This is a genomic window from Heterorhizobium halophytocola (assembly GCF_017873095.1).
Taxonomy (GTDB): Bacteria; Pseudomonadota; Alphaproteobacteria; order Rhizobiales; family Rhizobiaceae; genus Allorhizobium; species Allorhizobium halophytocola.
This window is the reverse complement of the sequence record NZ_JAGGJU010000007.1, coordinates 31,743-56,358: the sequence shown is the minus strand read 5'-3', so window position 1 is coordinate 56,358 and position 24,616 is coordinate 31,743. Positions and strand designations below refer to the sequence as shown.

Here is a 24,616-nt window from a genome sequence, read left to right as displayed (position 1 = left end):
GACCTCGACAGGCGGGTGGAGGGCCTGATTACGCGATTGTTCACCAGCCGCGCTTATGCACGGCGCCATCGTTTCAATCAAGAGTGCGCGCCCTCACGCCGGCTGCAACAGGTCCCAGCGATTGCCGTAGAGATCCTCGAAAACGGCGACCGTGCCATAGGGTGCGTGCCGCGGCGTCTCGAGAAATGTGACGCCGGCGGCGATAAAGGCTCGGTGATCGCGCTCGAAATCGTCCGTCTGCAGGAAAAAGGCGACCCTGCCACCCGTCTGATTGCCGATCGCGGCCGCCTGGACCTCGCCCTCGGCCTTCGCCAGGAGCAGTCGCGCTCCATGTCCGCCGGACGGGTCTACAACCAGCCAGCGCTTGCCCTCGCCGAGATCCACTTCTTCCAGACAGTCGAAGCCCAAGCTGTTGCAATAAAAGGCTTTTGCCCGATCGTATTGGTCGACCACCAGGGTCACCAGCATCATGGAATTTTGCGTCACCAGAACCTCCGGGGCATCAGATACAACCGATGTATTGGAATATTTTTCCTCTCATCAACTTGACTCCTTAACGGAACTTAATGATAAGGGCGCCGCATTTCACAGAAATGAGCATTTCCCTCCTCTTTTGAGCCTTCTTCAGGAAGGAAATACTCGGAAGACAGTTCACCCTGTCGCGACGACAGTCAATTCTTTCAAGGAGACCCGCATTTTGTTTCGCGTTGCGATCACCTGCCTGCTGACATTCAGCCTCTCACTTCCGGCCATGGCTGCCGACAAGCATACGTCCTTTCTCAAGCACAGCTATACCGCCGCCTATGGTGTTCAGCGCCCGAGCGTGAAGGTCAGCTGCTTTCCGCCCAAGCTCCAGGCCATTCTCTACCACATCGCCCAGACGACCGGCCACAAGCTGGTGATCACCTCGGGCAAGCGCCCGCATTCGGGCACGTCCCAGCATCACCACTGCAACGCCGCCGATTTCCGCATTCCCGGTGTATCGGAAAAGCGGATCCTCGCCGCTGCCCGCAGCGCGCCGGGTATCGGCGGTATCGGCCGCTACTGCAATGGCATGGTGCATGTCGATGTCGGTCCGCGCCGCAAATGGGCCCACTGCGGCCGACACAAGTGAGCTGAGCCGTTGCGGTCACGCCTTGGCGGCGCCCCGCTTCAAGTTGCGGCGGATCATGCCGATATCGGCCCCGCCGATGGCAAAGGCGACGCCGAAATAGACGACCATCGCCACGGCCACCAACAGTCCGAGCGCTGCGATCTGGATCAGCAGCGATGACTGGGGCATCAGCCAGCCGCTCAGCCGGCCGAGCAGATAGATCAGCACACCGGCCATCACGGCCGTTGCCACCAGCAGTCGGAGCACGCGCGAAAACAGCGGCCATTCCCATTGCAGGTCGCCGCGGCGCAGCAAGGTGGCAAACAGCAGCGTGACGTTGATCCAGCCGGCGGTTGCCTCGGCCGTTGCAATGCCCCTCTCGGCCAGCACCGGGAAAAGCGTGATCGCCAGACCGGAATTGACGATCACCGAGAGAATGGTGAAGCGCATCGGCGTCTTGGTGTCCTCGCGGGCATAGAAGCCCGGCTGCAACGCCTTGATCAGCACGAAGCCGGGCAGGCCGACGCCGTAGATCGCAAGGATGGCCGCGACCACCGAGGTATTTTCGGCCGAGAAAGCGCCGCGCTCGTAGAGGACGCGGATGATCGCTTCGGACAGCACCCAGAGCCCCGCCGCGGCCGGTAGCGTCAGGAACAGCACGAATTCGATCGAACGGTTCTGGATGTTCAGCGCCTCGACGCGGTGGCCGCCCTTCAGCGCCCGCGACAATTCCGGCAGCAGCACCACACCGACCGCCACGCCGACGACGCCGAGCGGCAGCTGGTAGATCCGGTCGGCATATTGCAGGGCGGCGATCGCACCGTCCTTGCCGGAGGCGATCGCCTGGCCGATCAGCTGGTTGATCTGGGTAATGCCGCCGGTGACAGCGGCCGGGACGGCGAGGATCAGCAGACGCTTGACCTTCGGCGTCATGCGCGGAAAGCGAATGCCGAAATTCATCCCGGCATGGCGCACGCCGATATAGACCACGAGCAACTGCAGAATGCCGGCCAAGAGCACGGACCAGGACAGATACCAGGCCGTCGCCAGCGGGTCGGCACCGGTATAGAGCCCGTAAAACAGCGCCGCGATCATCACGACGTTAAGGAAGACCGGCGCAATCGCCGCCGCGAAGAAATGATGCAGCGAGTTCAGCATGCCGCTCATCATCGCGGTCAGGGACATGCACATCAGATAGGGAAACATCACGACCGCCAGCCTGACGGTGAGTGCGAACTTCTCCGGATCATCTTTAAAGCCCGGCGCGATCACCCATTCGACGAGGAGCGGCATGGCCAGCTCCATGCCGATGGTGATCAGCAGCAGCACAGAGAACAGCACGCCGAAGACTTCCTCGGAAAAGCGCTTGGCGCCCTCCACGCCGCTTTCCTCGATCTCCTTGGAAAACAGCGGCACGAAGGCCACGTTGAAGGCACCTTCGGCAAACAGCCGGCGAAACAGGTTGGGAAAGCGGAAGGCGGCGTAGAAGACGTCGGCCATGGGCCCGGTGCCGAGGGCAGCCGCCATGAAGGTTTCGCGGACAAAACCGAAAATGCGGCTGCCGAAGGTGGCGCCGCCGACGGTTGCAAACTTGCGCACCAGGCTCATGAGATCACCAGGACGAGAAGGGGTTTCGGAGGCATGGGCGGTTTCAGGCTCTCGCTTTTCGCTTCACCACGACACCGCGGCGCGGTGCCGGCGCAATCATGCCGGACGGCATGCGGTCGCGCAGTTCGTCGTCCTGCTCGGCGAGCACCGCCTTGATCCGGCCGGTGACCATGGCCAGCCGGTTTTCGCTCGTCACCTTGTGGCCGATGAGATCGCTCACATAGAAGGTGTCGATCACCTTCTCGCCGAAGGTGGTGATGCGGGCGGAATGAATGTCGAGCGATAGGTCCGACAGCACCGCCGTCACCTCCGCCAGAAGGCCGATGCGGTCGAGGCATTCGATCTCGATGACGGTGAACTTGTTCGACAGCCCGTTGGAGATCGTCACGCTCGGAACGACGGCGAAAGCCTTGTTCTTGCGCGTCTTGCCCTTGCTGCGCGCGGCGATCACTTCGGGCAGACGCTTGCGGCCGGCCAGCACGTCCTCGATCATCCGGCCGATCGTCCCCGCCCTTCGCTTCTCGTCCGCATCGTCGGCGAATTCGCGGTTGACCAGGATCGTGTCGAGCGCCCGGCCGTCAGAGGTGGTGAAGACCTGGGCATCGGCGATGTTGGCGCCGGCGGCCGCACAGGCGCCGGTGATGATCGACAGCAGGCGCGGATGGTCGGGGGCAAGCACGGTGATTTCTGTGATCGCATGGAAGGAATGGGTGCGCACCATGGTCGCCAGCGCATGGCCGGCCTTGTCCGCCTGGCGGATGAATTCCGCATGGCGGACCTGGTCCTCCAGCGTGACCGTCAGAAGATAGGGCGGATAGTGCAGCTTGACGTAGTCGGCGCGCTCGGCCTCGGACCAGTCGGTGAGCGCTTCCGCCAGTAGGATTTCCGCATGCTGGGTGCGCTCCTTGCGCGACACCTCGGAAAAGCCGCCCGACAGCAGAAGCTCGGTTTCGTAATAGAGCGTGCGCAGCAGCTGGCCCTTCCAGCCGTTCCAGACGCCCGGCCCGACGGCGCGGATATCGCAGACGGTCAACACCAGCAGCATTTTCAGCCGGTCGAGCGTCTGCACCTTTTCGGCGAAATCGGTAATCGTCTTGCGGTCGTTGAGGTCGCGGGTCTGGGCGACCATCGACATCAGGAGATGCTGGTCGATCAGCCAGGCGACGAGCTCGGTCTGCTTCGGTGTCAGGCCGAGCCGCGGGCAGAGCTTGCGCGCCACCTTGGCGCCGGCGACCGAGTGATCCTCCTGCCGTCCCTTGGCGACATCGTGCAGCAGGACGGCCGTGTAGAGCACCGTGCGCTCCTCGATCGAGGGCATGACCTTGGATGCCAGCGGATGCAGTTCCTCCGCCTCCTGCTTGTCGATTTCCGACAGCACGGCGACCGAGCGGATCAGGTGCTCGTCCACCGTATAGTGATGATACATGTTGAACTGCATCATCGAGACGATCTTGCCGAATTCTGGCAGGAAGCGGCCAAGCACGCCGGCCTCGTTCATCCGCCGCAGGATCAGCGCCGGATCCCCCCGGGATGTCAGGATTGACAGGAAGATGCGGTTGGCCTCCTCGCTTTCGCGAAACGCCTGGTCGATCCGCTTCAGCGACCGGGTGACGGCCTTCAGCGCATCGGGATGGAATTCGAGATCGTTGAGGTCGGCGACATGAAAGAGCCGCATGATCGAGATCGGGTCGCGCTTGAACACATCCGGGTCGGCAAGGGCGATGCGGCCGCGATCCTCGATGAATTCGGCGGTACCGGAAATCTTGCGCGGACGGTTGGTGAACCGCACGATGGCGCCGGACAGTCCTGTCGTCGCCTTGGCCTGCTGCTCCTCCAGCACCGAGCAGATGATCCGCGTCAGGTCGCCGACATCCTTGGCGACCAGGAAATAATGCTTCATGAAGCGCTCGACGGCGGACAGGCCCGGCCGGTCCTGATAGTCGAACAGCTGGGCAATTTCCGGCTGGATGTCGAAGGACAGCCGTTCCTCCGGCTTGCCCGTCAGATAGTGCATGTGGCAGCGGACCGCCCAGAGGAAGTCGTCGGCCTTCTCGAACAGCCGCCATTCGTGGCGCGACAGCACGCCGAGCTTGACCAGCTCCTCGGCATCGCGGACGTGGAACTTGTATTTGGCGATCCAGAACAGCGTCTGCAGGTCGCGAAGCCCGCCCTTGCCTTCCTTGACGTTCGGCTCGACCAGATAGCGCGTGTCGCCTGCCTTGCGGTGGCGCTCGTTGCGCTCGGCAAGCTTGGCGGCGATGAATTCCGGCGCCGTGCCCTCCACCACCTCGGCATCGAAACGCTGCAGCAGTTCCTCGACCAGTGCCTCGCGGCCGCAGACGAAGCGCGCCTCCAGCACGGCCGTGCGGATCGTCATGTCCTCTTTCGACAGCCGGATGCATTCCTCGACCGTGCGGGTGGCATGGCCGACCTTGAAGCCGAGATCCCAGAGCAGATAGAGGATGAATTCGACCGCCTTGTGCATGTCCTGCGAGATCTTCGGCGGCATCAGGAACAACAGGTCGATGTCGGAGCCCGGCGCCAGCGTGCCACGGCCATAGCCGCCGACGGCGGCGAGCGCGACCGTGTCCACCTTGCCGCCGAAGATCCGGCTGATGGCAACGTTGAACAGGGTGGCCAGCAACTGGTCTTGAAGCCAGGACAGACGGCGCGCGCAATCGATACCGCTGCCATCGACATAGAGCATCTGACGCACGGCCTCACGCCCGTCGGTGATCGCGGCCTTCAGCACGGGCAGCAGCGCGGCGCGGATCTGGAGCTGGTTGCCGTTGAGGCGAAGGGCGATCGCATCGCATTCAGCGTTGAAGGCGGCCACATCGAGAATGTCGCCGTATCCGAGTTCCAGCTTCGACATGAAAGAGCATTTTCCTTTGCTGCACCGTGCACGCGGCCATGGCGCTATACCGCCTTTGCCGGTTGTTGGACAGGCAGGTTAGCGATCAAACTTTGCCAAGTTCTTGCTTCAGCGCGTAAAGGGCCTCCAGCGCCTGGCGCGGCGTCATGTCGTCGAGATCGAGTACCTTCAGACTGTCCTCGACCCTGGACGGCGCCGAGGCGGCCTTTGCCACATCCTCGCGCTTTACCGCGATATTGAACAGCGGCAGGTCGTCGACCAGCTGCTTGGTCGGCTTTTTCGAACCGCTGCTCTCCAGGAGATCCAGCACCTCGCGCGCCCGCTGCACCACCGGCGCCGGCAGACCGGCGAGCCGCGCCACCTGGACGCCGTAGGAGCGATCGGCCGCACCCGGCCCGACCTCGTGCAGAAAGACCACGTCGCCCTGCCATTCCTTCACCCGCATCGTGGCGTTTGCGAGACGCGCCAGCTTGTCGGAGAGCTGGGTCAACTCGTGGAAATGGGTGGCGAACAGCGAGCGGCAGCGGTTGACCTCGTGCAGATGCTCGACCGCCGCCCAGGCGATCGACAACCCGTCGAAGGTCGATGTGCCGCGGCCGATCTCGTCGAGAATCACCAGCGAGCGGTCGCCGGCCTGGTTGAGAATCGCCGCCGTCTCGACCATCTCGACCATGAAGGTCGAACGTCCGCGCGCCAGATCGTCGGAGGCGCCGACGCGGGAGAACAGCCGGTCGACGACGCCGATATGGGCCGAGCCCGCCGGCACGAAGGACCCCATCTGGGCGAGGATCGCGATCAGCGCATTCTGACGCAGGAAGGTCGACTTACCGCCCATGTTCGGTCCGGTGAGAAGCCAGATGGCGCCGCTCTCCTGCCCTTGCGTCGGAGAAAGATCGCAATTGTTGGCGATGAACGGACCCGCCGACTGACGCCGCAGCGCCTGCTCGACCACCGGATGGCGGCCGCCGACGATGTTGAACATGCGGCTGTCATCGACGATCGGCCGGCAGTAGCCCTGCTCCTCGGCAAGGGCTGCAAGGCCTGCTGCGACATCGATCACGGCAAGCGCCCGCGCGCCCTTCTTGATCGCCTCGGCGGACCCGACGACATCCGAAGTCATCGCGGCAAAGGCCTCGAGCTCGATCGACAGCGCCTGCCCCGCCGCATTGGCGATCCGGCTTTCCAGATCCGCCAGCTCGGTCGTTGTAAAGCGCATGGCATTGGCCATCGACTGGCGATGGATGAAACGGGCCTTGGCCTCGCCTTCGGTCAGCGGCCCGGCATTGTTGGCCGTCACCTCGATGAAATAGCCAAGCACGTTGTTGTGCTTGATCTTCAGCGAGCGGATCCCGGTCTCGTCGGCATATTGCAGCTGCAGGCCCGCGATCACCCGCCGCGACTGGTCGCGCAGCGCCCGCAATTCGTCGAGTTCCGCATGGGCACCTTCGCGCAGGAAATTGCCGTCGCGCTTCAGCAGCGGCAGTTCGTCGGCGAGCATGGTGCCGAGATGCGCCTCGATGGCGCGCGGCAGCGCCTCGATGTCGCCAAGCGCGTTGGCAAGTTCGTCCGGCAGGCCGATATGCCCTGACAGCAGGCCCGAAACTTCGCGGGCGGCGCCAAGGCCGGCACCGATGGCGCCGAGATCGCGCGGACCGCCGCGATCGAGGGCCAGCCGCGACAGGGCGCGCGGCATGTCGGGCACCCGCTTCAGCCGGTCGCGCAGCCGGTCGGTCAGCACCGGTTCGGCCAGCAGGAAGGCGATCGCCTCCTGGCGCGCGGCAATCGCCGCCGGATCGGTCAAGGGCGACATCAGCCGTTCGGACAGCATGCGCGCGCCGCCCCCGGTCACCGTGCGGTCGATCGCCTTCAGCAGCGCGCCGTTGCGGTCGCCCGACAGCGTCTTGACCAGTTCCAGATTGGCGCGCGTCGCCGGATCGATGAACATCGTCGAGGAAGACGCCAGCCGCTCCGGCACGCCAAGCGGCGGACGCTCGGCGATCTGCGTCTTCTCGACATAGGCGATCGCGGCGGCGGCGGCCGCCAGTTCGACACGCGAGAAATTGCCGAAACCTTCGAGCGTCGCCACATCGAAATAGCGGGTGATGCGGCCCTCGGCCATGGCGCTGTCGAACAGCACCGCCGGCTGCGGCACGGCAATGCGGCCCAGCACCTCCATCACCGGACGCAGTTCGTCGTCGTGGAACAGGTTGTCGGCGAGGATCAGCTCGCGCGGCTCGATCGCCAGGATGTCGGCCAGCAGTCGCTGATCGTCCGTTTCGGCAATGCGGAACACGCCGGTCGAGATGTCGATCCAGGCGAGCGCCATGTTGTTGCCGGCGCCGCGCACCCGGGCGAGCGCCATCAGGTAGTTCGATTCGGAGGGCGACAACAGCTTGTCTTCGGTGATCGTGCCCGGTGTGACGAGCCGCACGACGTCGCGCTTGACCACCGATTTGGACCCGCGCTTCTTGGCCTCGGCCGGATCCTCGACCTGCTCGCAGACGGCGACGCGGAAGCCGAGACCGATCAGCTTCTGCAGGTAGTCGTCGGCCGCATGCACCGGCACGCCGCACATCGGAATGTCGATGCCCATGTGCTGGCCGCGCTTGGTCAGGGTGATGCCGAGCGCCCGCGACGCATCCACCGCATCCTCGAAGAACAGCTCGTAGAAGTCGCCCATGCGGTAGAACAGCATGCTGTCGGGATTGGCCGCCTTGATCTCGATGAACTGCTCCATCATCGGCGTCGCCGAGGCACGGCTCTCCTGCGAGGCGAGTTGAGCGGTCTTCAGGACCTCCATATCGAGGGGACTGTTCATGGGTCAGGCAACGTCTGGTTTAATTGCGCGGGAAGTCGTGCCACACTAACGGGCTTGGAGAGGCAAAAACAACATCAAGGGTGGCCGTAACAGATGCTGCCCACAAAATAGCGTGGAGGACGCACCCCGATGCAGGACAGGAAACGCCGGAGCCGTTCGACGGTCACGGAGCAGGAAGCGCTCGACTTTCACGCCAAGGGCCGTCCGGGCAAGCTGGAAATCATTCCGACCAAGCCGATGGCCACGCAGCGCGACCTGTCGCTTGCCTATTCGCCGGGGGTTGCCGTGCCGGTCAGGGCAATCGCCGCCGATCCCCTCGCCGCATACGACTACACCACCCGTGGCAACATGGTCGCCGTCATTTCCAACGGCACCGCCATTCTCGGCCTCGGCAATCTGGGCGCGCTTGCCTCCAAGCCGGTGATGGAAGGCAAGTCGGTACTGTTCAAGCGCTTTGCCGATGTCGATTCGATCGACCTGGAGGTCGACACCGAGAATGTCGACGAATTCATCAACAGCGTGCGCTATCTCGGCCCCTCCTTCGGCGGCATCAACCTGGAAGACATCAAGGCGCCCGACTGCTTCATCATCGAGCAGCGGCTGCGCGAACTGATGGATATCCCGGTCTTCCACGACGACCAGCACGGCACCGCGATCATCGCGACCGCCGGCCTGATCAATGCGCTCGACCTCACCGGGCGGGACCTGAAGACGACGAAACTCGTCTGCAATGGCGCAGGCGCCGCTGCGATTGCCTGCGTCGAGCTGATCAAGAGCATGGGCTTTGCGCCTGAAAACATCACGCTCTGCGACACCAAGGGCGTTATCTACCAAGGCCGCACCGAGGGCATGAACCAGTGGAAATCGGCGCATGCGGCAAAGACCGAGGACCGGACACTGGCGGATGCGATGAACGGTGCCGACGTGGTCTTCGGCCTGTCGCAGAAGGGTGCCTTTACCGCCGAGATGATCCGCTCGATGGCGAAGAACCCGATCATCTTCGCCATGGCCAATCCCGACCCGGAAATCACGCCGGAAGAGGTCGCCGAGATCCGCGACGATGCGATCATGGCGACGGGACGGTCGGACTACCCCAACCAGGTCAACAACGTGCTCGGCTTTCCCTATATCTTCCGCGGCGCGCTCGACGTGCGCGCGACCTCGATCAACGACGCGATGAAGATTGCCGCCGCCCAGGCGCTGGCCGACCTCGCCCGCGAGGACGTGCCCGACGACGTGGTCGCCGCCTATCAGGGGAACCGGCCGCGTTTCGGCCCGGACTACATCATTCCCGTGCCTTTCGACCCCCGACTGATCTCGGCCATTCCGGTCGCGGTCGCGAAGGCCGCGATGGAAAGCGGCGTGGCGCGCAAGGCGATCGAGGATATCGGCACCTATGCCCAGGAACTCTCGGCCCGGCGCGATCCGATCGCCGCGACGACGCAGCGCCTGTTCGACAGGGTGCGCAAGAACCCGAAGCGCGTCGTGTTTGCCGAGGGCGAGGAGGAACAGGTGATGCGCGCCGCCGTCGCCTTTGCCGCCCAGGGGCTCGGCACCGCCATCCTGCTTGGCCGCGACGAGGCGATGAAGGCGACCGCCGGCCATGCCGGGATCGATCTCGACCGCCCCGGCATCGAACTCGTCAACGCCCGCGTCTCCGACCGGGTCGAGGCCTATACCGATCACCTCTATTCGCGGCTGCAGCGGCGCGGTTATCTCTACCGGGACTGCCAGCGGCTGATCAACACCGACCGCAACCATTTCGCCGCCTGCATGGTGACGCTCGGTGATGCCGACGCCATGGTCACCGGCACGACGCGCAATTATTCGACCGCGCTCGAAGACGTGCGCCGCTGCATCGACGCCGAACCGGGGCACCGGGTAATCGGCGTCTCCCTGGCCCTGACCCGCGGGCGAACGGTGCTGGTCGCCGATACCGCCGTGCACGACATGCCGACGGCGGAGGAGTTGGCCGACATCGCCGAGGAGGCGGCCACCGTTGCCCGGCGCATGGGCTACGAGCCGCGGGTGGCGCTGCTTGCCTATTCCACCTTCGGCCATCCGACCGGCGAACGCTCCGAACGCGTCCGCGAGGCGGTCAAGCTGCTCGACGGCCGGCATGTCGATTTCGAATATGACGGCGAGATGGGGGCCGACGTCGCGCTCAACATGAGCCGGATGGAGCAGTATCCGTTTTGCCGGCTGTCGGCTCCGGCAAACGTGCTGGTGATGCCGGCCTTTCACTCCGCCTCGATCTCGACCAAGATGCTGCAGGAACTCGGCGGCTCGACGGTCATCGGCCCGCTGCTGGTCGGCCTGGCGCAATCGGTGCAGATCGCCCAGATGGGCGCCAAGGACAGCGACATCGTCAACATGGCGATGATCGCTGCCTATAACGCCATCGGCGAGGAATGACAGGCCGCCGGGCAGTCGGCGTCAGGCGGAATTGATCAAGGGCTCGAGTGCGGCCATGTCCGCCTGCAAGGCCTCGGTGATCCAGCTGCGAAAGGCCTCAAGCTTGGGTGACTTTCGGGTACCGCTGGCGGTCACCAGATAGTGCCCGGCGCCGGTCGGCACCGGCCTGGCGAAAGGCACGACCAGTTGCCCCGCCCGGATCGCGTGGGATGCAAGCGTCTGCCAGGCGAGCATGACGCCCTGGCCGGCAATGGTCGCATCGAGGCTGAGCGATGCCTCGTTGAACACGTGGCCCGTGGACATTTCCTGCCCGCCCAGCCCGACCTCCGACAGCCAGACATCCCAGCTGAACATCGAGCGTCCGTCGAGCACGGCCGGCATGCCGATGAGATCACGTGGTTCCTTCAGGCGTTCGGCAAGGGCCGGTGCGCAGACGGGAAACACCAGCTGCGGCAGGAGCAGCTCCGCCTCGACGCCCGGCCAGTTGCCGCGTCCGACCCGAATGCACAGATCGACATCGCCGATGGAGGGGTCGGCGATCTTGGTGGTCGCATCCAGCCTGAGCCTGATGTCGGGATGGCGCTCGGCAAATTCGCCTATCCGGAACACCAGCCAGCGGGCGGCAAAGACCGGTGCGACCGAGATCGTCAGCACCTGTTCGCGGTCATCGCGCAGGGTGTCCAGCGCCTGCGAGATCGCCCCGAAGGCGGCGCTCAACCGCGGCAACAGCGCCGCACCGACACCCGTCAGAACCATGCCGCGCGGCTCGCGCAGGAACAGGGTGCGGCCAAGCTGGCGCTCCGACTTGATCACCTGCTGGCTGACGGCTCCGATGGTGACGCCAAGCTCATCGGCCGCCGCCTGCAGCGAGCCGAGCCGTCCCACCGCTTCCACCGCCTTCAGTCCGTTCAGATGGACCAGGTTCAGGTTACGCATATAGAATACCTATAGACATCGCAGACAAATCTCGATTGTGCCCATGGCTGAATTTAGCCAGTTTTCCGGCCATTGCGCAAACGGGCCGGGAGGCGATGGCCATGCTTCAGTTTTTCTTGAGGGTGATCAGCTGCTTGTCGCGGGATACGGGTCGCGCGGGGCGGGTCGCGTCCGAAGAACCTGGCGATCCTCTGGCCCATCCGGACATCCTTGCGATGGGGGAACGCGAACGCGGCGACCTGCCCTTCGACCGCAAGGGATGACGCCCGGGACCGGCGCCCCGGGTCAAGAAGGAGCGAGCCGCCGACACGGCTCAACTGGCGAAGCGACCGGCATCGGCGCCGTAATAATTGACGTAGCGGTTGGCGATCCGCTCGACCGGCAACAGGATCAGGACGTCGGTGGTGTTGAACGCCTGGTCGACCACCGCCCCGGTTCCCACCATGGCCCCGAGCCGCAGATAGCCCTTGATCAGCGGCGGAAGGGCGAGCAGCGCGCGCCGCGGACTGATCGCCTCGACCGGCATCATGTCCATGTCACGCAACTGGTCCGGCCGCGCGGCGACCTGCCAGTCCGGATCGGCACGCGCAACGTGATGCAGGAAGGATAGCGCAAGAGCATGCATTTCCGGCGCGGTACCCGGAAAGGAGCCGCAGCCGAACATCGCATCGACATTGTGGCGCAGCGCATAGGCCCAATTGCCCTGCCACAGCAGTTCGACCGTGCGCTTGGCGCGGTAGGTCGGCAGCACGCAGGAGCGGCCGAGTTCCATGAACCGCTTGCCGGGATGACGACCCGTCAGCGTCTCGACTTCGAATTCGCAGGCCGAATAGAAGCCGCCGTGGAGAGTGGCGACATCCTGTCGCAACAGGCGGTATGTGCCGACGATCTGGTCTTCGGCATCTCCCTCGATTGCCGTATCAAGCACCAGCAGATGATCGCAGATCGCGTCCCATCGGTCGATATCGCGGCGCAACCGCATGGCCATGGGCGGCAAGGTCGCCCGCATCTCCTCGACGAAGACGCGGTAGCGCACGGCCTGTGCCGCCTCGATTTCCCGTGTGTTTCGCGCAAGCCGCACCTGCAGCGAGCCGATACGCCCCAGAACATCGCTGGCGCCAAAGACAATAGTACCCTTCGGGGAGAGCTGCGCAGCGCGCACCCTTTCCCGGTCCAACAGATCACCGCTCACCGTGATTCGTCTCCCGCTACTGTAATAATATGCGGCGATAAATCACGTATATGCAACACCAGCGTGACAGGCTGCCGCGTTGCTTCAGGGGTTCTGAAGTTTTGTCCCGGCTTGCGGACCGTCAGTCGGCCTTGCGGGCCCTGGAGATGAAAATCTCCTGCAGCAGGACGCAGCCGGCACCGATGGTGATGAAGGCGTCGGCGAGGTTGAAGACGGCAAACGACCATGTCGCCGTGTGGAACAGGACATAGTCGACCACCTGGCCGTAAATGAACCGGTCCACCAGATTGCCGAGCGCACCGGCGACGATCAGCACATAGCCGAAATGCGCGAAATGGTGCGTCTTGTCGGTCCGGCGCCACATCCACAGCACGAAGCCGACGATGATCAGCCGCATGCCGACGATAAACCAGCTGTCCATGCCCGACAGCATGGAGAAGGCAACCCCGAGATTATGGGTGCGGTAGAGCGCGAAGAACGGCATCACCGGCACCACCTGCTGCAGCGGCAGGCTGATCTCCACCAGATATTTGATCACCTGGTCGAGCAGCAGCGCAATCACGATGGCAATGCCGGCAGGCAGCGGATGCGAAAAGACCGAACGCTGGGTCATGCGCCCTCCCCGTCGAGGCTGAGGCAATGGCGGCGCGCCTCGAACAGCATGACGCCGGTGGCAACCGCCAGATTGAGGCTGTCGGCGCGACCGGCCTGGGGAATGCGGGCGAGCGCATCGGCAGCCCCTGCCAGCTCTTCGGGCAGGCCGGACTGCTCGTTGCCCATCAACAAGACGACCGGACGGCTCTTGTAGTCGATGGTGCGATAGTCGACGGCGCCGGCCAGATGGGTTGCCACCAGCCGGGCACCCGATTTGCGCGACCAGTCGAGAAACTCCGACACGCCGGCCCGTGCGATCGGCAGGGCGAAGACGGAGCCCATGGTGGCGCGCACGGTCTCGAGCGAGAAGGGATCGGTGCAGTCGCCGACCAGGATCACGCCGGAGGCGCCCGCGGCATCGGCGGTGCGGATGATGGTGCCCAGATTGCCGGGATCGCGGACCCGGTCGAGGGCGATCCAGGTATCGTTGCGGCCAAGTTCGACGGATTTCAGCGGCTTCCAGCGATGCTCGAAGACACCGGCGACCATTTGCGGATTGTCGCGCCGGGTGATCGAGGTCATCACCTTCTCGCTGACTTCGAGCACCAGGCCGCCGGATGCCACGGTGCGCGCTGCGGTCTTTTCGACGATCGGCTTGCCCTTGGCGGCCTTGGAATAGATCAGCGTGCGGATCGTCCAGCCGAGATCCAGCGCATCGATGATCAGCTTCAGGCCCTCGGCGAGGAAGGACTTCGTCTCCTCCCGCGTCTTCTTGTTGGTGAGCGCCTTGATGTCCTTGATGATCGGGTTGGACAGGCTGGTGATCTCCTTCACCTGCCCGACGCGGCGCGGGCCGCCTTCATCGTGTCTATCCGTCATTTCGGCACCCAGCGGCTGAAGAGTGAGGTTGAGAGTGCGCGACCCGGCGTATGGCCGTCGAGACCGGCCTCGCGGATCACCAGTTCGCCGGATTCCACCAGGCCGCCCTTGCCGCGCATCGTCTCCCGCATCAATTCGTGCATGGCGTAGAAGCTTGCCCGGATCGAATAGGCGGTCAGCACCAGCCCGATCGCATCCCGCGACAGCAGGGCGCGGCAAATGTCGAGCATCACAGGCAGATGGTCGAACAGCTGCCAGACTTCGCCGTTCGGGCCGCGACCGAATTTCGGCGGATCGGTCAGGATGATGTCATAGCTGTTGCCGCGGCGTTCCTCACGCTGGATGAACTTCATCGCGTCATCGCAGATCCAGCGGATCGGCGCCCGGTCGAGGCGGCTCAATTGCTGGTTTTCGCGCGCCCAGCCGATCGCCTTCTTCGACGCATCGACATGGGTGACCTCCGCGCCGGCGGCGGCGGCGACCAGCGAGGCGACCCCGGTATAGCCGAACAGGTTCAGCACCCTGACCGGCCGGCCGGCTGCTTCGACCTGCTGCTTCATCCAGGTCCAGTGGGCAATCTGCTCCGGAAACACACCGACATGGCGAAAGGCGGTGAAGCGGCCGAGAAAATCGACGTCCAGCAACTGCATCGGCCATGTCTCGCCGAGCGCCTGGCGTGGAAAGCGCCAGCGCCCCATGCCGTCCTCGTCGGTGTCGCCGGTAAAGATGGCGTCGGCGCCGTCCCAGCTATGGTCCGGCAGGCTCTTCGGCCAGAGCGCCTGGGCATCCGGGCGGACGATCCGGTAGGGACCGTATTGCTCGAGCTTCAACCCGTGGCCACTGTCGATCAGGTGGAAATCGCCGGCGGAGGCCGATTCGAGGATCAGCGGCACATGCTCGGCCGGACGTTCGCCGGATTTCAGCGACAGGATGCGGGGTGCTTCGGCGGCAGCGGACGCAGGCTCGCGTTCGCGCACGGCCTTTGGCGGTCTCGGCTGAGAGCGCTCGCCGGAGGGTTTGGCGGCCGCCTTGGGGGCGGAGTTGCCAGCACCCGGCCCGCGCTTTGCCGGCGCAGCCGGGCGCTTGCCCTTGTCGGGCGCGCCTGCCTGATCTTTCCGGTCCCGCATGCGTTGCTTCTTCAAAGGTCGTGTTCCGCCATCCGCCAGATCTGCATAGCGGCTCGCGCTTCAGATCCTCATTTTGACGCATGTCTCGATGCCGAAACCGGCTCCCGCCTTCGGCGACATGCTGAAAGAAGCCGCAAGTACCACTGTGTGGCGGCCAGGAAAAGCCCCAAGGCCAAGCCCCTGCCATAGAGGTGTGATGGAAATGATCAGGTCAGTCGCGGGATTTCGCTGACCGGCACCTGATCTGTGCGGGTTTTCTTGTCCACTTCCTTCTTCCAGTGGACCGCCGATTTCGCTTCGACGCGCGCGCGCTTGCGATAGCGGCCCTGCGAGAACCAGGTGGCGAACGATCCCACGACCATGCCGAGGATCAGCGCGACGAACAGCCAGACGAAGAACGGCGCCGTCAGCGACAAAGCCTGGTCGGCAGGCTTGAACGGATTGAAGGCGAGGCTGACGCTCTGCCGGTTGGTCACGCAAAGCACGATCAGCAGGATGCCGAGCGGCACCAGGACGAACAGGGTGACGATCTTTTTCAGCATGGATCTCTCCTTCATTCCGCAGGCCCGGTCCCGGCTATGAGAGCCTGACCACACTCGCATACGCCCGATGCGTCTCTACCGGTAACGGATGTGGCGCGGCACAGGCGACATGGCAAGAGCCTAGTCGCTTTCACCATCGACCAGATCGGGATTGAGCCGTTCGCGCAGCTCCTTGCCGGTCTTGAAGAAGGGCACCCATTTTTCCTCGACGAAGACCGCCTCGCCGGTGCGCGGATTGCGGCCCGAGCGCGATGGGCGATTTTTCACCGAAAATGCGCCGAAGCCGCGCAGTTCGACGCGATTTCCACCCGCCAGGGCATCCGTAATCTCATCGAGCACGGCGTTGACGATATTTTCGACATCGCGGTGGTAGAGGTGCGGATTTCGCGCAGCCACGATCTGCACCAGTTCAGATTTGATCACGGGAACCCCCCGAATAATTGGCCCGAATACTTCGCTTGTGAACCTCGGCAAGGTGCCAAACGCCGGGTGCAGCGTCAAGAAACAACTTGCCCCGGTTGCGAACCGTCAGCTTAGCATGTCTGATCATGGCGAACAGCCTCGATGATGTCTTGTTTTTGCACGCGCAATTTCCATATTGGCAAGCAAGCACAATCATGCGAATTGACCGGCCGACCGCTGGAGCCGCACATCTAGACCTCCAGCGGCCCAAGTCAACCGACATGAAGACACAAGGCTTTGCATGCTCAACAGGGTAGCGGATAGCGCGGGGGTCCTTGCTCCGGGCGCGAGCAACACGGCTTATCGCGCGGCTCTGCGGCATTCGGCCCGCGTGCGCCGGCTGAAGATTCTGCTGCCCTTGATCGCCGTCATAATTTCGCTCTGCTTCGTCGCTGTATCGGTGATCCGCACCTTCCTGCCGGAAAATCTGCAGCTGGAGGCGGCCCATATCGAAAACGGCAAGATCGTCATGGAACGCCCGGCCGTCTCCGGGCGCAACCGCGACGGCATCAACTATTCCATGCGAGCCGTCCGGGCCCTGCAGGACATCAAGGATCCGAATCTCATCACGCTGGAAAACATCACCGCGGCGGTGCCGCTGAACGAGAAGTCGATCGCCCGCGTCGTCGCCGAATCCGGCGTATACGACCGGTCGTCGGACCGGCTCAACATGACCGCACCGTTCACGATCCGGCTTTCCAGCGGGCTGGAGGCGAAATTCCAGTCCGCCTTCCTCGACATCAAGGGCGGCGAGATGGACACAAAGGAGCCGGTCTCGATCACCTCCAATGAAGCCTCCATTGTTGCAGACTCCCTTAATATCACCGATAAGGGGCAAACGGTGACCTTCTCGGGCTCGGTCAGGGTCCATATCGACCCCGCGACCATCCGCAACAACAAGGGATAAGGGCGACAGGAAATGAACAAGACAGGTATTTTCTCGGCGCTTCTGATGACCGGATTGCTAGCCCTGCCCGGCCTTGGCGCGGCACAGACCACCAAGATGGACGGGATGAAGCTCTCCAATGACGAACCGATCCAGATCGAGAGCGATCAGCTTCAGTTCCGCCAGCAGGACAAGGCGGCGACCTTCACCGGCAATGTGAAAGTGGTACAGGGCACCACCACGCTGAAGGCCGGAGAGATGGTCGTGCATTATACCGGCGAAAGCACGGATGTGACCGCCGGCAATGCCGATATCGAAAAGATCGACGTCTCGAACAAGGTCTTCCTGTCGTCGGGCACGCAGCAGGCGACAGCCGACAACGGCACCTTCAACCTGCAAAAGCAGGTTTTCGTGCTGCAGGGCGACCGCGTGGTGCTGTCGGAGGGACAGAATGTATTCGTCGGCTGCAAGCTGACCGTACAGATGACCTCGGGCGAGGCGAAGCTGGAAAGCTGCGGAGGGCGCGTCCAGATTCAGCTCGATCCGAAATCCCAGAAGAAAAAGTAAGATCCTCCATCGTGAAATTCCCCAGCCTACCCAAAGTTTTCGCTTCGGCCAAAGGCCCGAAGCCCGATGACACGGCACCACGGCTCGACCGGACGCGCTATGACGGCACGCTGATCGCCCATGGCCTGACAAAGAGCTACAACTCGCGGCGCGTCGTCAACGGCGTGTCGATGGTGGTTCGGCGCGGCGAGGCCGTCGGGCTTCTGGGCCCGAACGGGGCGGGCAAGACCACCTGTTTCTACATGATCACCGGCCTTGTGCCGGTCGATGAAGGCATGATCGCGATCGACGGCAACGAGGTCACCGGCATGCCGATGTATCGCCGCGCCCGGCTCGGCGTCGGTTATCTGCCGCAGGAAGCCTCGATCTTTCGCGGCCTGACCGTCGAGCAGAACATTCGCGCCGTCCTCGAGGTGCACGAGCACGACAAGAAGGCCCGCGAAGCCAAGCTCGACGAGTTGCTGGAAGAATTCCACATCGAGAAGCTGCGCAATTCGGCAGCCGTCGCGCTATCCGGCGGTGAGCGCCGCCGCCTGGAAATCGCCCGCGCGCTGGCCACCAACCCGACCTTCATGCTGCTGGACGAGCCGTTTGCCGGCGTCGACCCGATCTCCGTCTCCGACATCCAGAACCTGGTGCGTCATCTGACGGCCCGCGGCATCGGCGTGCTGATCACCGACCACAATGTGCGCGAGACGCTCGGCCTGATTGACCGGGCCTATATCATCCATGCCGGCGAAGTGCTGACCCACGGCCGTGCCGACGAAGTCGTCAGCAATGCCGATGTCCGCCGCCTCTATCTCGGCGACAAATTCAGCCTTTGAGGCTGCATCCAGAAAAACGCATGCCCGCCCCATCCACAGCTTGACCAAACTGCATAAAAAAGCAATTTTTGGGCCAGTTGGCCTTTCCGTATGGAAAGACAACGGAGGTCTTGGGGATTTAGGGGAGTTTCGCGTACGCCATGGCGTTGTCGGCAAGTCTTTACCTGCGACAGAACCAATCTCTGGTAATGACTCCACAGCTGATGCAGTCGATTCAGCTGCTTCATATGACTCATCTGGAGATAAACCAGTTCATTGCGCAGGAGATCGAAAAGAATCCGCTGCTCGAATTGGCGTCAAATGACGAGATAATAGGCGATGCGCCGGAGACCGCGACCGACAGCGCCGCCCAGAGCGAGGCGGAAGGCGACGTCGACCGCACGAGTGCCAGCGACTGGTATGAAGAAGGCAAGGACGGCGCGCTGAGCGAAGGCATGGACGCCAATTTTGGTGAAGCCTATAGCGATGAAGCCAGCCCGACCCCGGCCGCCGCCCCCGAACTGATCGGCCAGTGGAAGTCCATGCCGGGTTCCGGCAGCAGCGGGGAGGCCTACGACCTGGAAGACTTCGTCGCCGGTCATGCCAGCCTGCGCGACCATCTGGAGCAGCAACTGCCGCTCGCCATCCGCGACCCCGCCGACCGGCTGATTGCTGCAGCCCTTGTCGACCAGCTCGATGACACAGGCTATCTGCACTGCGCGCTTGCGGATATCGCGGCGCATTTCACCACCGACATCCGGCATGTCGAACGGGTTCTCGACCGCTTGCAGTCCCTGGATCCGCCGGGCGTCTTCGCCCGCTCGCTCAGCGAATGCCTGGCGATCCAGCTGCGGCAGCGCGACCGGCTCGACCCTGCCATGCTGGCGCTGGTCAACAATCTGACAATGCTGGCAAAACGCGATTTCGCGTCGTTGAAAAAACTGTGCGGCGTCAACGAGGAAGACCTCGTCGACATGCTGTCGGAAATCCGCAAGCTCAATCCCAAGCCCGGCAGCGATTTCGACCGGACCGTCAGCGAAGCCGTCGTGCCCGATATTCTGGTGCGGGCGGCAACCGACGGGAGCTGGATGATCGAGCTCAACAGCGATGTGCTGCCGCGGGTGATCGTCAACCAGATCTATGCCGCAAGTGTCACCCGCAAGGGCGTGCAGCGCACCGCGGACCAGGCCTTCCTGTCGGAATGCCTGCAAAATGCCAATTGGCTGACCCGCAGCCTCGACCAGCGGGCCAAGACCATCATGCGGGTGGCGACCGAGATCGTGCGCCAGCAGGACGCCTTTCTGCGGCACGGCGTCAATCATCTTCGGCCGCTCAATCTGAAGGCCGTCGCCGAGGCGATCAAGATGCACGAATCGACCGTCAGCCGCGTCACGGCCAACAAATACATGCTGACGCCGCGCGGCCTGTTCGAACTCAAATATTTCTTCAGCGTGTCGATCAACGCCTCCGACAGCGGTGATTCCCATTCGGCGGAATCGGTCCGCCACCGGATTCGCGCGCTGATCACGGCCGAAACGCCAGAGGCCGTGCTGTCCGACGACGACATCGTCACGGCGCTTCGTGAGAGCGGCATCGACCTCGCCCGCCGCACTGTCGCCAAATATCGCGAGGCGATGAACATCCCCTCCTCGGTCCAGCGACGGCGCGAAAAGCGTGCGCTGGCAAGGGCTGCCACCGCCTGAGCCGGTCAAAGCCGGGCGGCGGCGTTGACTTTCATGAGGCTTAACGTTAGAAGCCCGCGGCAATCGGCGGAAGGCGGGACATAAAGCTTTGACCGCCTTGCTTTCGGCCCGGTCGACCCGGGCGCGGACTTTCTGCTTGAAGAGCTTGGATGCAAGCGAGCCTTGACGTAAACTGATACCCGCAAATCACGAGAAAAGGACTACTCCATGAGCGTGCGTGTATCCGGAAAACATATGGAGATTGGCGACTCGTTCCGCGAGCGGATCGAGGGCAACATCAAGGAAGGCGTCGAGAAATATTTCGACGGCGGCTTCTCCAGCCAGATCACCGTGACCAAGTCGAGCTCTCGATATTCGGCCGACTGCACCGTCCATCTCGATACGGGCGTCAACCTCCATGCAAATGGCCAGGCCAACGACCCGCAGGTCGCCTTCGACATGGCAGCGGAGCGTATCGACAAGCGCTTGCGCCGTTACAAGCGCAAGCTCAAGGATCACCATTCCGGCAACGGCTCCGTCGAGATCGCCTATTCGGTGATGGACGCCGTGCCGACGGAAACCGAAGAACTGCCCGAGGACTACGCGCCGACCATCGTGGCCGAAAGCACGAAGCAGCTGCGGACCATGACTGTCGCCACGGCCGTCATGGCACTCGACATGACGGATGAACCCATCGTGCTGTTCCGCAGCCCGGGCAATACCGAAATCAATATCGTCTACCGACGGAATGACGGCAATATCGGCTGGATCGACTCAGCAAACGTAAAGGGCTGACGTCCAGGCGTCGGCTTTCCAGCCACCTCCGCGTTCTTGGTTTGGCGGGATGAAGGATAAAAATATGGCCTTGGCAGATTTGCTGCAACAGGATGCGATCATCCCCACATTGAGGGTGAACTCCAAGAAACAACTGTTGCAGGAACTGGCGGCGCGAGCATCGAAGCTCACCTCCATTCCCGAGCGCGAGATTTTCGACGTGATCCTGCAGCGTGAACGACTCGGCTCGACCGGCGTAGGTCACGGTGTGGCGATCCCGCACGGAAAGCTCAACAGCATCTCGTCGATCGTCGGCGTCTTCGCCAGGCTGGAAACGCCTGTCGATTTCGAGGCGCTCGACGACCAGCCTGTCGATCTGGCCTTCCTGCTGCTCGCACCGGAAGGTGCGGGCGCAGACCACCTGAAGGCGCTGTCGCGTATCGCCCGGGTGTTTCGCGATCACGATCTGGTCGCCAAGCTGCGCGCCACCGATTCGGCGCAGGCGATCTATACCTTCCTCAACGAGGACCAAACGACAAACGCGGCCTGAGCAGCCGCGTCCTCGTTTCTCGCATCTGATATTCCGGCATTGCAGCAGAGTGCAAAGGGGGGCGTTTACCGCCCCTTCGACGTCAGCCGTCCTTGCGCTCGGTCGCGGCAGCCTCACCGGCCTCCGCCCTCTGGCCACCCTTGGCAACGCCGACCATGGCCGGGCGCAGCACCCGGTCGCCAATGGCATAGCCTGCCTGCACCACCTGGACGACGGTGTTGTTCGGCACCTCGGGGTTCGGCACCTCAAACATCGCCTGGTGGAAATTCGGGTCGAACTTCTCGCCGTCGGCCTCGATCTTGCGCACGCCGTGACGCTCCAGCGCCGACAGCATGGCCCGCTCGGTCATCTCGACGCCTTCGATCAGTGTCTTCAGGCCGGCATCGCCCTGCTCGCGGGCATCGGCCGGGATCGCATCCAGCGCGCGACGCAGATTGTCGGACACCGACAGCATGTCGCGGGCGAAATTGGTCACCGCATAGCTCTTGGCGTCCTTGATCTCGCGGTCCGTGCGGCGACGCAGATTATCCATATCAGCGGCCAGACGCAGGAAGCGGTCCTTCAGATCGGCATTTTCCGCCTTCAGAATATCGAAGAGATCGGGCTCGGCGGCGACGGCTTCGGTTTCCGGCGCCTCTTTCGGCGCTGCGGTGTCCTGGTTTTCCCCAGCCATTGCGTCAGGTCCGTTCTTGGTCGTTTCGTCGGTCATGACGGTCTCCGGTTTTGGATTTCAAAATCGTGCCCGATATCAGCGTTCGGCGCGAAAAAATCAAGGCTTTGCAGGAAAAGAAGCGGGCCGAGGTGAGAACTCAGCGCGACAGGCGGGCCATCAACTGCGCCGTATAGTCGACCATCGGCACGATCCGGGAATAATTGAGCCGCGTCGGACCGATGACGCCGACGGCACCGATGATGCGCTCTTCATTGTCGCGGAAAGGCGCCACGATCAGCGACGAACCCGACAGGGAAAACAGCTTGTTTTCCGACCCGATGAAGATCCGCACGCCGGGTCCGGTCTCCGCCAGATTGAGGATATCGATCAGGCTGTCCTTGCGCTCGAGATCGTCGAACAGCAGGCGCACGCGGTCGACATCCTCGGCACCGGCCAGTCCCTCCAGCAGATTGCCGCGACCCCGGATGATCAGCCGACCCGGCGCCTCGATATCGCTGGCACCCGACCAGACGGCCAGCCCCCGCTCGACGAGGTCCTGCGACAGGATGTCGAGTTCGCTTGCCACCTGCTGCTTCAGTCGCAGAAGGTCGGCGCGAAGCTCGGGCAGCGTCTGACCGGCGAGATGCGCGTTGACGAAATTGGCCGCCTCCGTCAGCTGCGACGCGGTGGTGCCGGCCGGCAATTCGATGATGCGGTTCTCGACCTGGTTGTTTTCGCCGACCAGAATGGCAAGCGCCTTGGTCGGTTCCAGCCGGATGAACTCGACATGCTTGAGGACGGGGTCGCCCTTGGACGAGATCACCAGGCCGGCGCCCCGCGACAGGCCCGACAGCATCCGGCTCGCCTCGTTCAGCAGGCTGTCATGCGGCATGTCCTGCCCCTTGGGCGAAATCTGCCGCTCGATCTCGCCCCGCTCATCGGGCGACAGGTCGCCAACCTGCATGAAGGCATCGACAAAGAAACGCAGGCCGGCCTGGGTCGGCATCCGGCCGGCACTGACATGCGGCGCGTAGATAAGGCCGAGATCCTCCAGATCGCTCATCACATTGCGCACGGATGCCGGCGAAAGCGACATCGGCAGGATGCGGGAGAGGTTGCGCGACCCAAGCGGTTCGCCGGAATCGAGATAACTCTCAACGATGCGGCGAAAGATTTCCCGGGAACGATCATCGAGCGTCGTGCCGGTATCCCCTGCCGTGATCCTCGAAATACCCATACCTTTAAAACCGGCCTCGCCATTCTGCTTCCGTCATGGCGAAATATAAGCATTCCCACGGCCAGCACAAATCGTAAATGCTCCGGGACCCCGGCGGCCCCGGGGCTTGCGCCTTTTCCTTTGCAAATGCGCTCCGCCCCCCGTAGAAGTCCCCGAAAGCGCGTTGCGCCAAGACGAAATTCAAGGAGAACTCCATGCGCCCGTCCGGTAGGAAGACAGATCAGATGCGGGAAGTCTCGTTCGAGCGGGCCGTGTCCAAACATGCCGAGGGCTCGTGTCTCGTCAAGTTCGGCGACACGCATGTGCTGTGCACGGCAAGCCTTGAAGAAAAGACCCCGCCATGGCTGCGCAATTCCGGCAAGGGATGGGTGACGGCGGAATACGGCATGCTGCCGCGCGCCACCGGTGACCGCATGCGCCGCGAGGCTGCCGCCGGCAAGCAGGGCGGCCGCACCCAGGAAATCCAGCGCCTGATCGGCCGCTCGCTGCGCGCCGTGGTCGACCTGACCGCGCTCGGCGAACGACAGATCACCGTCGACTGCGACGTCATCCAGGCTGATGGCGGCACCCGGACCGCCTCGATCACCGGCGGCTTCGTGGCGCTGCACGAATGCCTGAAATGGATGGAAGCACGCAGCATGGTGAAAGTCGACAAGGTGCTGAAGGACCATGTCGCCGCCATTTCCTGCGGCATCTTCGCCAACCAGCCGGTCATCGACCTCGACTATCTGGAGGATTCCTCGGCCGAGACCGACGCCAATTTCGTCATGACGGGTGCGGGTTCGATCGTCGAGATCCAGGGCACCGCCGAGGGGGTTCCCTTCTCGGAAGAGGAATTCCTGACCCTGATGCGGCTGGCCCGCAACGGCATCGCCGACCTGGTGGAGATGCAGAAACAGGCGCTCGCCTGAGAAACGGACAGAC

Annotated in this window: 22 protein-coding genes; 9 read left to right on the top strand and 13 right to left on the bottom strand. The window is 63.4% G+C overall.

Annotated features, from left to right (window positions below):
• Window positions 1-93 precede the first annotated feature (93 nt).
• Window positions 94-471, bottom strand: a complete 378-nt coding sequence (locus J2Z17_RS13545; protein WP_209946322.1) for a VOC family protein — start codon at window positions 469-471, stop codon at window positions 94-96.
• A 280-nt stretch (window positions 472-751) separates the two neighbouring features.
• On the opposite strand from J2Z17_RS13545, the gene J2Z17_RS13540 reads away from it, so the two are divergent.
• Window positions 752-1,114, top strand: coding sequence for a YcbK family protein (locus tag J2Z17_RS13540; protein ID WP_209946321.1), 363 nt, complete (start codon window positions 752-754; stop codon window positions 1,112-1,114).
• Window positions 1,115-1,129: 15 nt separating this feature from the next.
• Here the strand turns inward: J2Z17_RS13540 and murJ are convergent, their stop codons facing one another.
• The 3 genes from murJ to mutS form a co-directional block, all read right to left on the bottom strand.
• On the bottom strand, window positions 1,130-2,701 hold the full coding sequence (gene murJ / locus J2Z17_RS13535) for a murein biosynthesis integral membrane protein MurJ (protein WP_209945875.1): 1,572 nt from the start codon (window positions 2,699-2,701) through the stop codon (window positions 1,130-1,132).
• A 43-nt stretch (window positions 2,702-2,744) separates the two neighbouring features.
• On the bottom strand, window positions 2,745-5,576 hold the full coding sequence (locus tag J2Z17_RS13530; RefSeq protein ID WP_209945873.1) for a [protein-PII] uridylyltransferase: 2,832 nt from the start codon (window positions 5,574-5,576) through the stop codon (window positions 2,745-2,747).
• Window positions 5,577-5,661: 85 nt separating this feature from the next.
• On the bottom strand, window positions 5,662-8,394 hold the full coding sequence (gene mutS, locus J2Z17_RS13525) for a DNA mismatch repair protein MutS (protein ID WP_209945871.1): 2,733 nt from the start codon (window positions 8,392-8,394) through the stop codon (window positions 5,662-5,664).
• 129 nt (window positions 8,395-8,523) lie between these two features.
• Between mutS and J2Z17_RS13520 the strand changes: the two genes are divergently transcribed.
• Window positions 8,524-10,809, top strand: a complete 2,286-nt coding sequence (locus tag J2Z17_RS13520; protein WP_209945869.1) for an NADP-dependent malic enzyme — start codon at window positions 8,524-8,526, stop codon at window positions 10,807-10,809.
• A gap of 21 nt (window positions 10,810-10,830) precedes the next feature.
• Here J2Z17_RS13520 and J2Z17_RS13515 read toward each other — a convergent pair whose 3' ends face one another.
• The 7 genes from J2Z17_RS13515 to J2Z17_RS13485 form a co-directional block, all read right to left on the bottom strand.
• The gene (locus tag J2Z17_RS13515) at window positions 10,831-11,745 is read right to left on the bottom strand and encodes a LysR substrate-binding domain-containing protein (RefSeq protein WP_209945867.1); all 915 of its coding nucleotides are present in this window, start codon (window positions 11,743-11,745) and stop codon (window positions 10,831-10,833) included.
• A gap of 313 nt (window positions 11,746-12,058) precedes the next feature.
• Window positions 12,059-12,907, bottom strand: a complete 849-nt coding sequence (gene olsB / locus J2Z17_RS13510) for a l-ornithine N(alpha)-acyltransferase (RefSeq protein ID WP_342454410.1) — start codon at window positions 12,905-12,907, stop codon at window positions 12,059-12,061.
• A 151-nt stretch (window positions 12,908-13,058) separates the two neighbouring features.
• Window positions 13,059-13,550: a signal peptidase II gene (gene lspA, locus J2Z17_RS13505; RefSeq protein WP_209945863.1), complete on the bottom strand. Its 492-nt coding sequence runs from the start codon at window positions 13,548-13,550 to the stop codon at window positions 13,059-13,061.
• Window positions 13,547-14,410 carry a TrmH family RNA methyltransferase gene (locus J2Z17_RS13500; protein WP_209945861.1) on the bottom strand — a complete coding sequence of 288 codons (864 nt, stop codon included), beginning with the start codon at window positions 14,408-14,410 and terminating at the stop codon, window positions 13,547-13,549. Before J2Z17_RS13500 ends, lspA begins: the two co-directional genes overlap by 4 nt.
• A complete protein-coding gene (locus J2Z17_RS13495; RefSeq protein ID WP_209945859.1) occupies window positions 14,407-15,537 on the bottom strand; it encodes a class I SAM-dependent methyltransferase in 1,131 nt (376 codons plus the stop codon). The genes J2Z17_RS13500 and J2Z17_RS13495 overlap by 4 nt, the downstream gene beginning before the upstream one ends.
• A 206-nt stretch (window positions 15,538-15,743) precedes the next feature.
• Window positions 15,744-16,079, bottom strand: a complete 336-nt coding sequence (locus J2Z17_RS13490) for a lipopolysaccharide assembly protein LapA domain-containing protein (protein WP_209945857.1) — start codon at window positions 16,077-16,079, stop codon at window positions 15,744-15,746.
• Between the two features lie 120 nt (window positions 16,080-16,199).
• Complete coding sequence (locus J2Z17_RS13485; RefSeq protein ID WP_209946320.1) at window positions 16,200-16,502, bottom strand: integration host factor subunit beta; 303 nt, start codon at window positions 16,500-16,502, stop codon at window positions 16,200-16,202.
• A 280-nt stretch (window positions 16,503-16,782) separates the two neighbouring features.
• On the opposite strand from J2Z17_RS13485, the gene lptC reads away from it, so the two are divergent.
• From lptC to ptsN, 6 genes are all read left to right on the top strand, one after another.
• On the top strand, window positions 16,783-17,448 hold the full coding sequence (gene lptC, locus J2Z17_RS13480) for an LPS export ABC transporter periplasmic protein LptC (RefSeq protein ID WP_209945855.1): 666 nt from the start codon (window positions 16,783-16,785) through the stop codon (window positions 17,446-17,448).
• Between the two features lie 12 nt (window positions 17,449-17,460).
• Window positions 17,461-17,994: an LptA/OstA family protein gene (locus J2Z17_RS13475; RefSeq protein WP_209945853.1), complete on the top strand. Its 534-nt coding sequence runs from the start codon at window positions 17,461-17,463 to the stop codon at window positions 17,992-17,994.
• 11 nt (window positions 17,995-18,005) lie between these two features.
• Complete coding sequence (gene lptB, locus J2Z17_RS13470) at window positions 18,006-18,818, top strand: LPS export ABC transporter ATP-binding protein (protein ID WP_209945850.1); 813 nt, start codon at window positions 18,006-18,008, stop codon at window positions 18,816-18,818.
• Between the two features lie 140 nt (window positions 18,819-18,958).
• Entirely contained in the window at window positions 18,959-20,500 is a 1,542-nt protein-coding gene (rpoN, locus tag J2Z17_RS13465) for an RNA polymerase factor sigma-54 (protein ID WP_209945848.1), read from the top strand.
• 207 nt (window positions 20,501-20,707) lie between these two features.
• The gene (hpf, locus tag J2Z17_RS13460; RefSeq protein ID WP_209945846.1) at window positions 20,708-21,274 is read left to right on the top strand and encodes a ribosome hibernation-promoting factor, HPF/YfiA family; all 567 of its coding nucleotides are present in this window, start codon (window positions 20,708-20,710) and stop codon (window positions 21,272-21,274) included.
• Window positions 21,275-21,338: 64 nt separating this feature from the next.
• Window positions 21,339-21,803: a PTS IIA-like nitrogen regulatory protein PtsN gene (gene ptsN / locus J2Z17_RS13455; protein WP_209945844.1), complete on the top strand. Its 465-nt coding sequence runs from the start codon at window positions 21,339-21,341 to the stop codon at window positions 21,801-21,803.
• An 82-nt stretch (window positions 21,804-21,885) separates the two neighbouring features.
• Here the strand turns inward: ptsN and grpE are convergent, their stop codons facing one another.
• Window positions 21,886-22,512 carry a nucleotide exchange factor GrpE gene (gene grpE, locus J2Z17_RS13450; RefSeq protein WP_209945843.1) on the bottom strand — a complete coding sequence of 209 codons (627 nt, stop codon included), beginning with the start codon at window positions 22,510-22,512 and terminating at the stop codon, window positions 21,886-21,888.
• Between the two features lie 100 nt (window positions 22,513-22,612).
• Window positions 22,613-23,692 carry a heat-inducible transcriptional repressor HrcA gene (hrcA, locus tag J2Z17_RS13445; RefSeq protein ID WP_209945841.1) on the bottom strand — a complete coding sequence of 360 codons (1,080 nt, stop codon included), beginning with the start codon at window positions 23,690-23,692 and terminating at the stop codon, window positions 22,613-22,615.
• A gap of 194 nt (window positions 23,693-23,886) precedes the next feature.
• On the opposite strand from hrcA, the gene rph reads away from it, so the two are divergent.
• Window positions 23,887-24,603, top strand: a complete 717-nt coding sequence (gene rph, locus J2Z17_RS13440; RefSeq protein ID WP_209945839.1) for a ribonuclease PH — start codon at window positions 23,887-23,889, stop codon at window positions 24,601-24,603.
• The last annotated feature ends 13 nt before the right edge of the window (window positions 24,604-24,616 follow it).

Excerpts from the sequence above, each read along its gene's own strand:
- J2Z17_RS13545 (WP_209946322.1), bottom strand. The coding sequence starts at position 471 with ATGATGCTGGTGACCCTGGTGGTCGACCAATACGATCGGGCAAAAGCC.
- J2Z17_RS13540 (WP_209946321.1), top strand. The coding sequence starts at position 752 with ATGGCTGCCGACAAGCATACGTCCTTTCTCAAGCACAGCTATACCGCC.
- murJ (WP_209945875.1), bottom strand. The coding sequence starts at position 2,701 with ATGAGCCTGGTGCGCAAGTTTGCAACCGTCGGCGGCGCCACCTTCGGC.
- J2Z17_RS13530 (WP_209945873.1), bottom strand. The coding sequence starts at position 5,576 with ATGTCGAAGCTGGAACTCGGATACGGCGACATTCTCGATGTGGCCGCC.
- mutS (WP_209945871.1), bottom strand. The coding sequence starts at position 8,394 with ATGAACAGTCCCCTCGATATGGAGGTCCTGAAGACCGCTCAACTCGCC.
- J2Z17_RS13520 (WP_209945869.1), top strand. The coding sequence starts at position 8,524 with ATGCAGGACAGGAAACGCCGGAGCCGTTCGACGGTCACGGAGCAGGAA.
- J2Z17_RS13515 (WP_209945867.1), bottom strand. The coding sequence starts at position 11,745 with ATGCGTAACCTGAACCTGGTCCATCTGAACGGACTGAAGGCGGTGGAA.
- lspA (WP_209945863.1), bottom strand. The coding sequence starts at position 13,550 with ATGACCCAGCGTTCGGTCTTTTCGCATCCGCTGCCTGCCGGCATTGCC.
- J2Z17_RS13500 (WP_209945861.1), bottom strand. The coding sequence starts at position 14,410 with ATGACGGATAGACACGATGAAGGCGGCCCGCGCCGCGTCGGGCAGGTG.
- J2Z17_RS13495 (WP_209945859.1), bottom strand. The coding sequence starts at position 15,537 with ATGCGGGACCGGAAAGATCAGGCAGGCGCGCCCGACAAGGGCAAGCGC.
- J2Z17_RS13490 (WP_209945857.1), bottom strand. The coding sequence starts at position 16,079 with ATGCTGAAAAAGATCGTCACCCTGTTCGTCCTGGTGCCGCTCGGCATC.
- lptC (WP_209945855.1), top strand. The coding sequence starts at position 16,783 with ATGCTCAACAGGGTAGCGGATAGCGCGGGGGTCCTTGCTCCGGGCGCG.
- J2Z17_RS13475 (WP_209945853.1), top strand. The coding sequence starts at position 17,461 with ATGAACAAGACAGGTATTTTCTCGGCGCTTCTGATGACCGGATTGCTA.
- rpoN (WP_209945848.1), top strand. The coding sequence starts at position 18,959 with ATGGCGTTGTCGGCAAGTCTTTACCTGCGACAGAACCAATCTCTGGTA.
- hpf (WP_209945846.1), top strand. The coding sequence starts at position 20,708 with ATGAGCGTGCGTGTATCCGGAAAACATATGGAGATTGGCGACTCGTTC.
- ptsN (WP_209945844.1), top strand. The coding sequence starts at position 21,339 with ATGGCCTTGGCAGATTTGCTGCAACAGGATGCGATCATCCCCACATTG.
- grpE (WP_209945843.1), bottom strand. The coding sequence starts at position 22,512 with ATGACCGACGAAACGACCAAGAACGGACCTGACGCAATGGCTGGGGAA.
- hrcA (WP_209945841.1), bottom strand. The coding sequence starts at position 23,692 with ATGGGTATTTCGAGGATCACGGCAGGGGATACCGGCACGACGCTCGAT.
- rph (WP_209945839.1), top strand. The coding sequence starts at position 23,887 with ATGCGCCCGTCCGGTAGGAAGACAGATCAGATGCGGGAAGTCTCGTTC.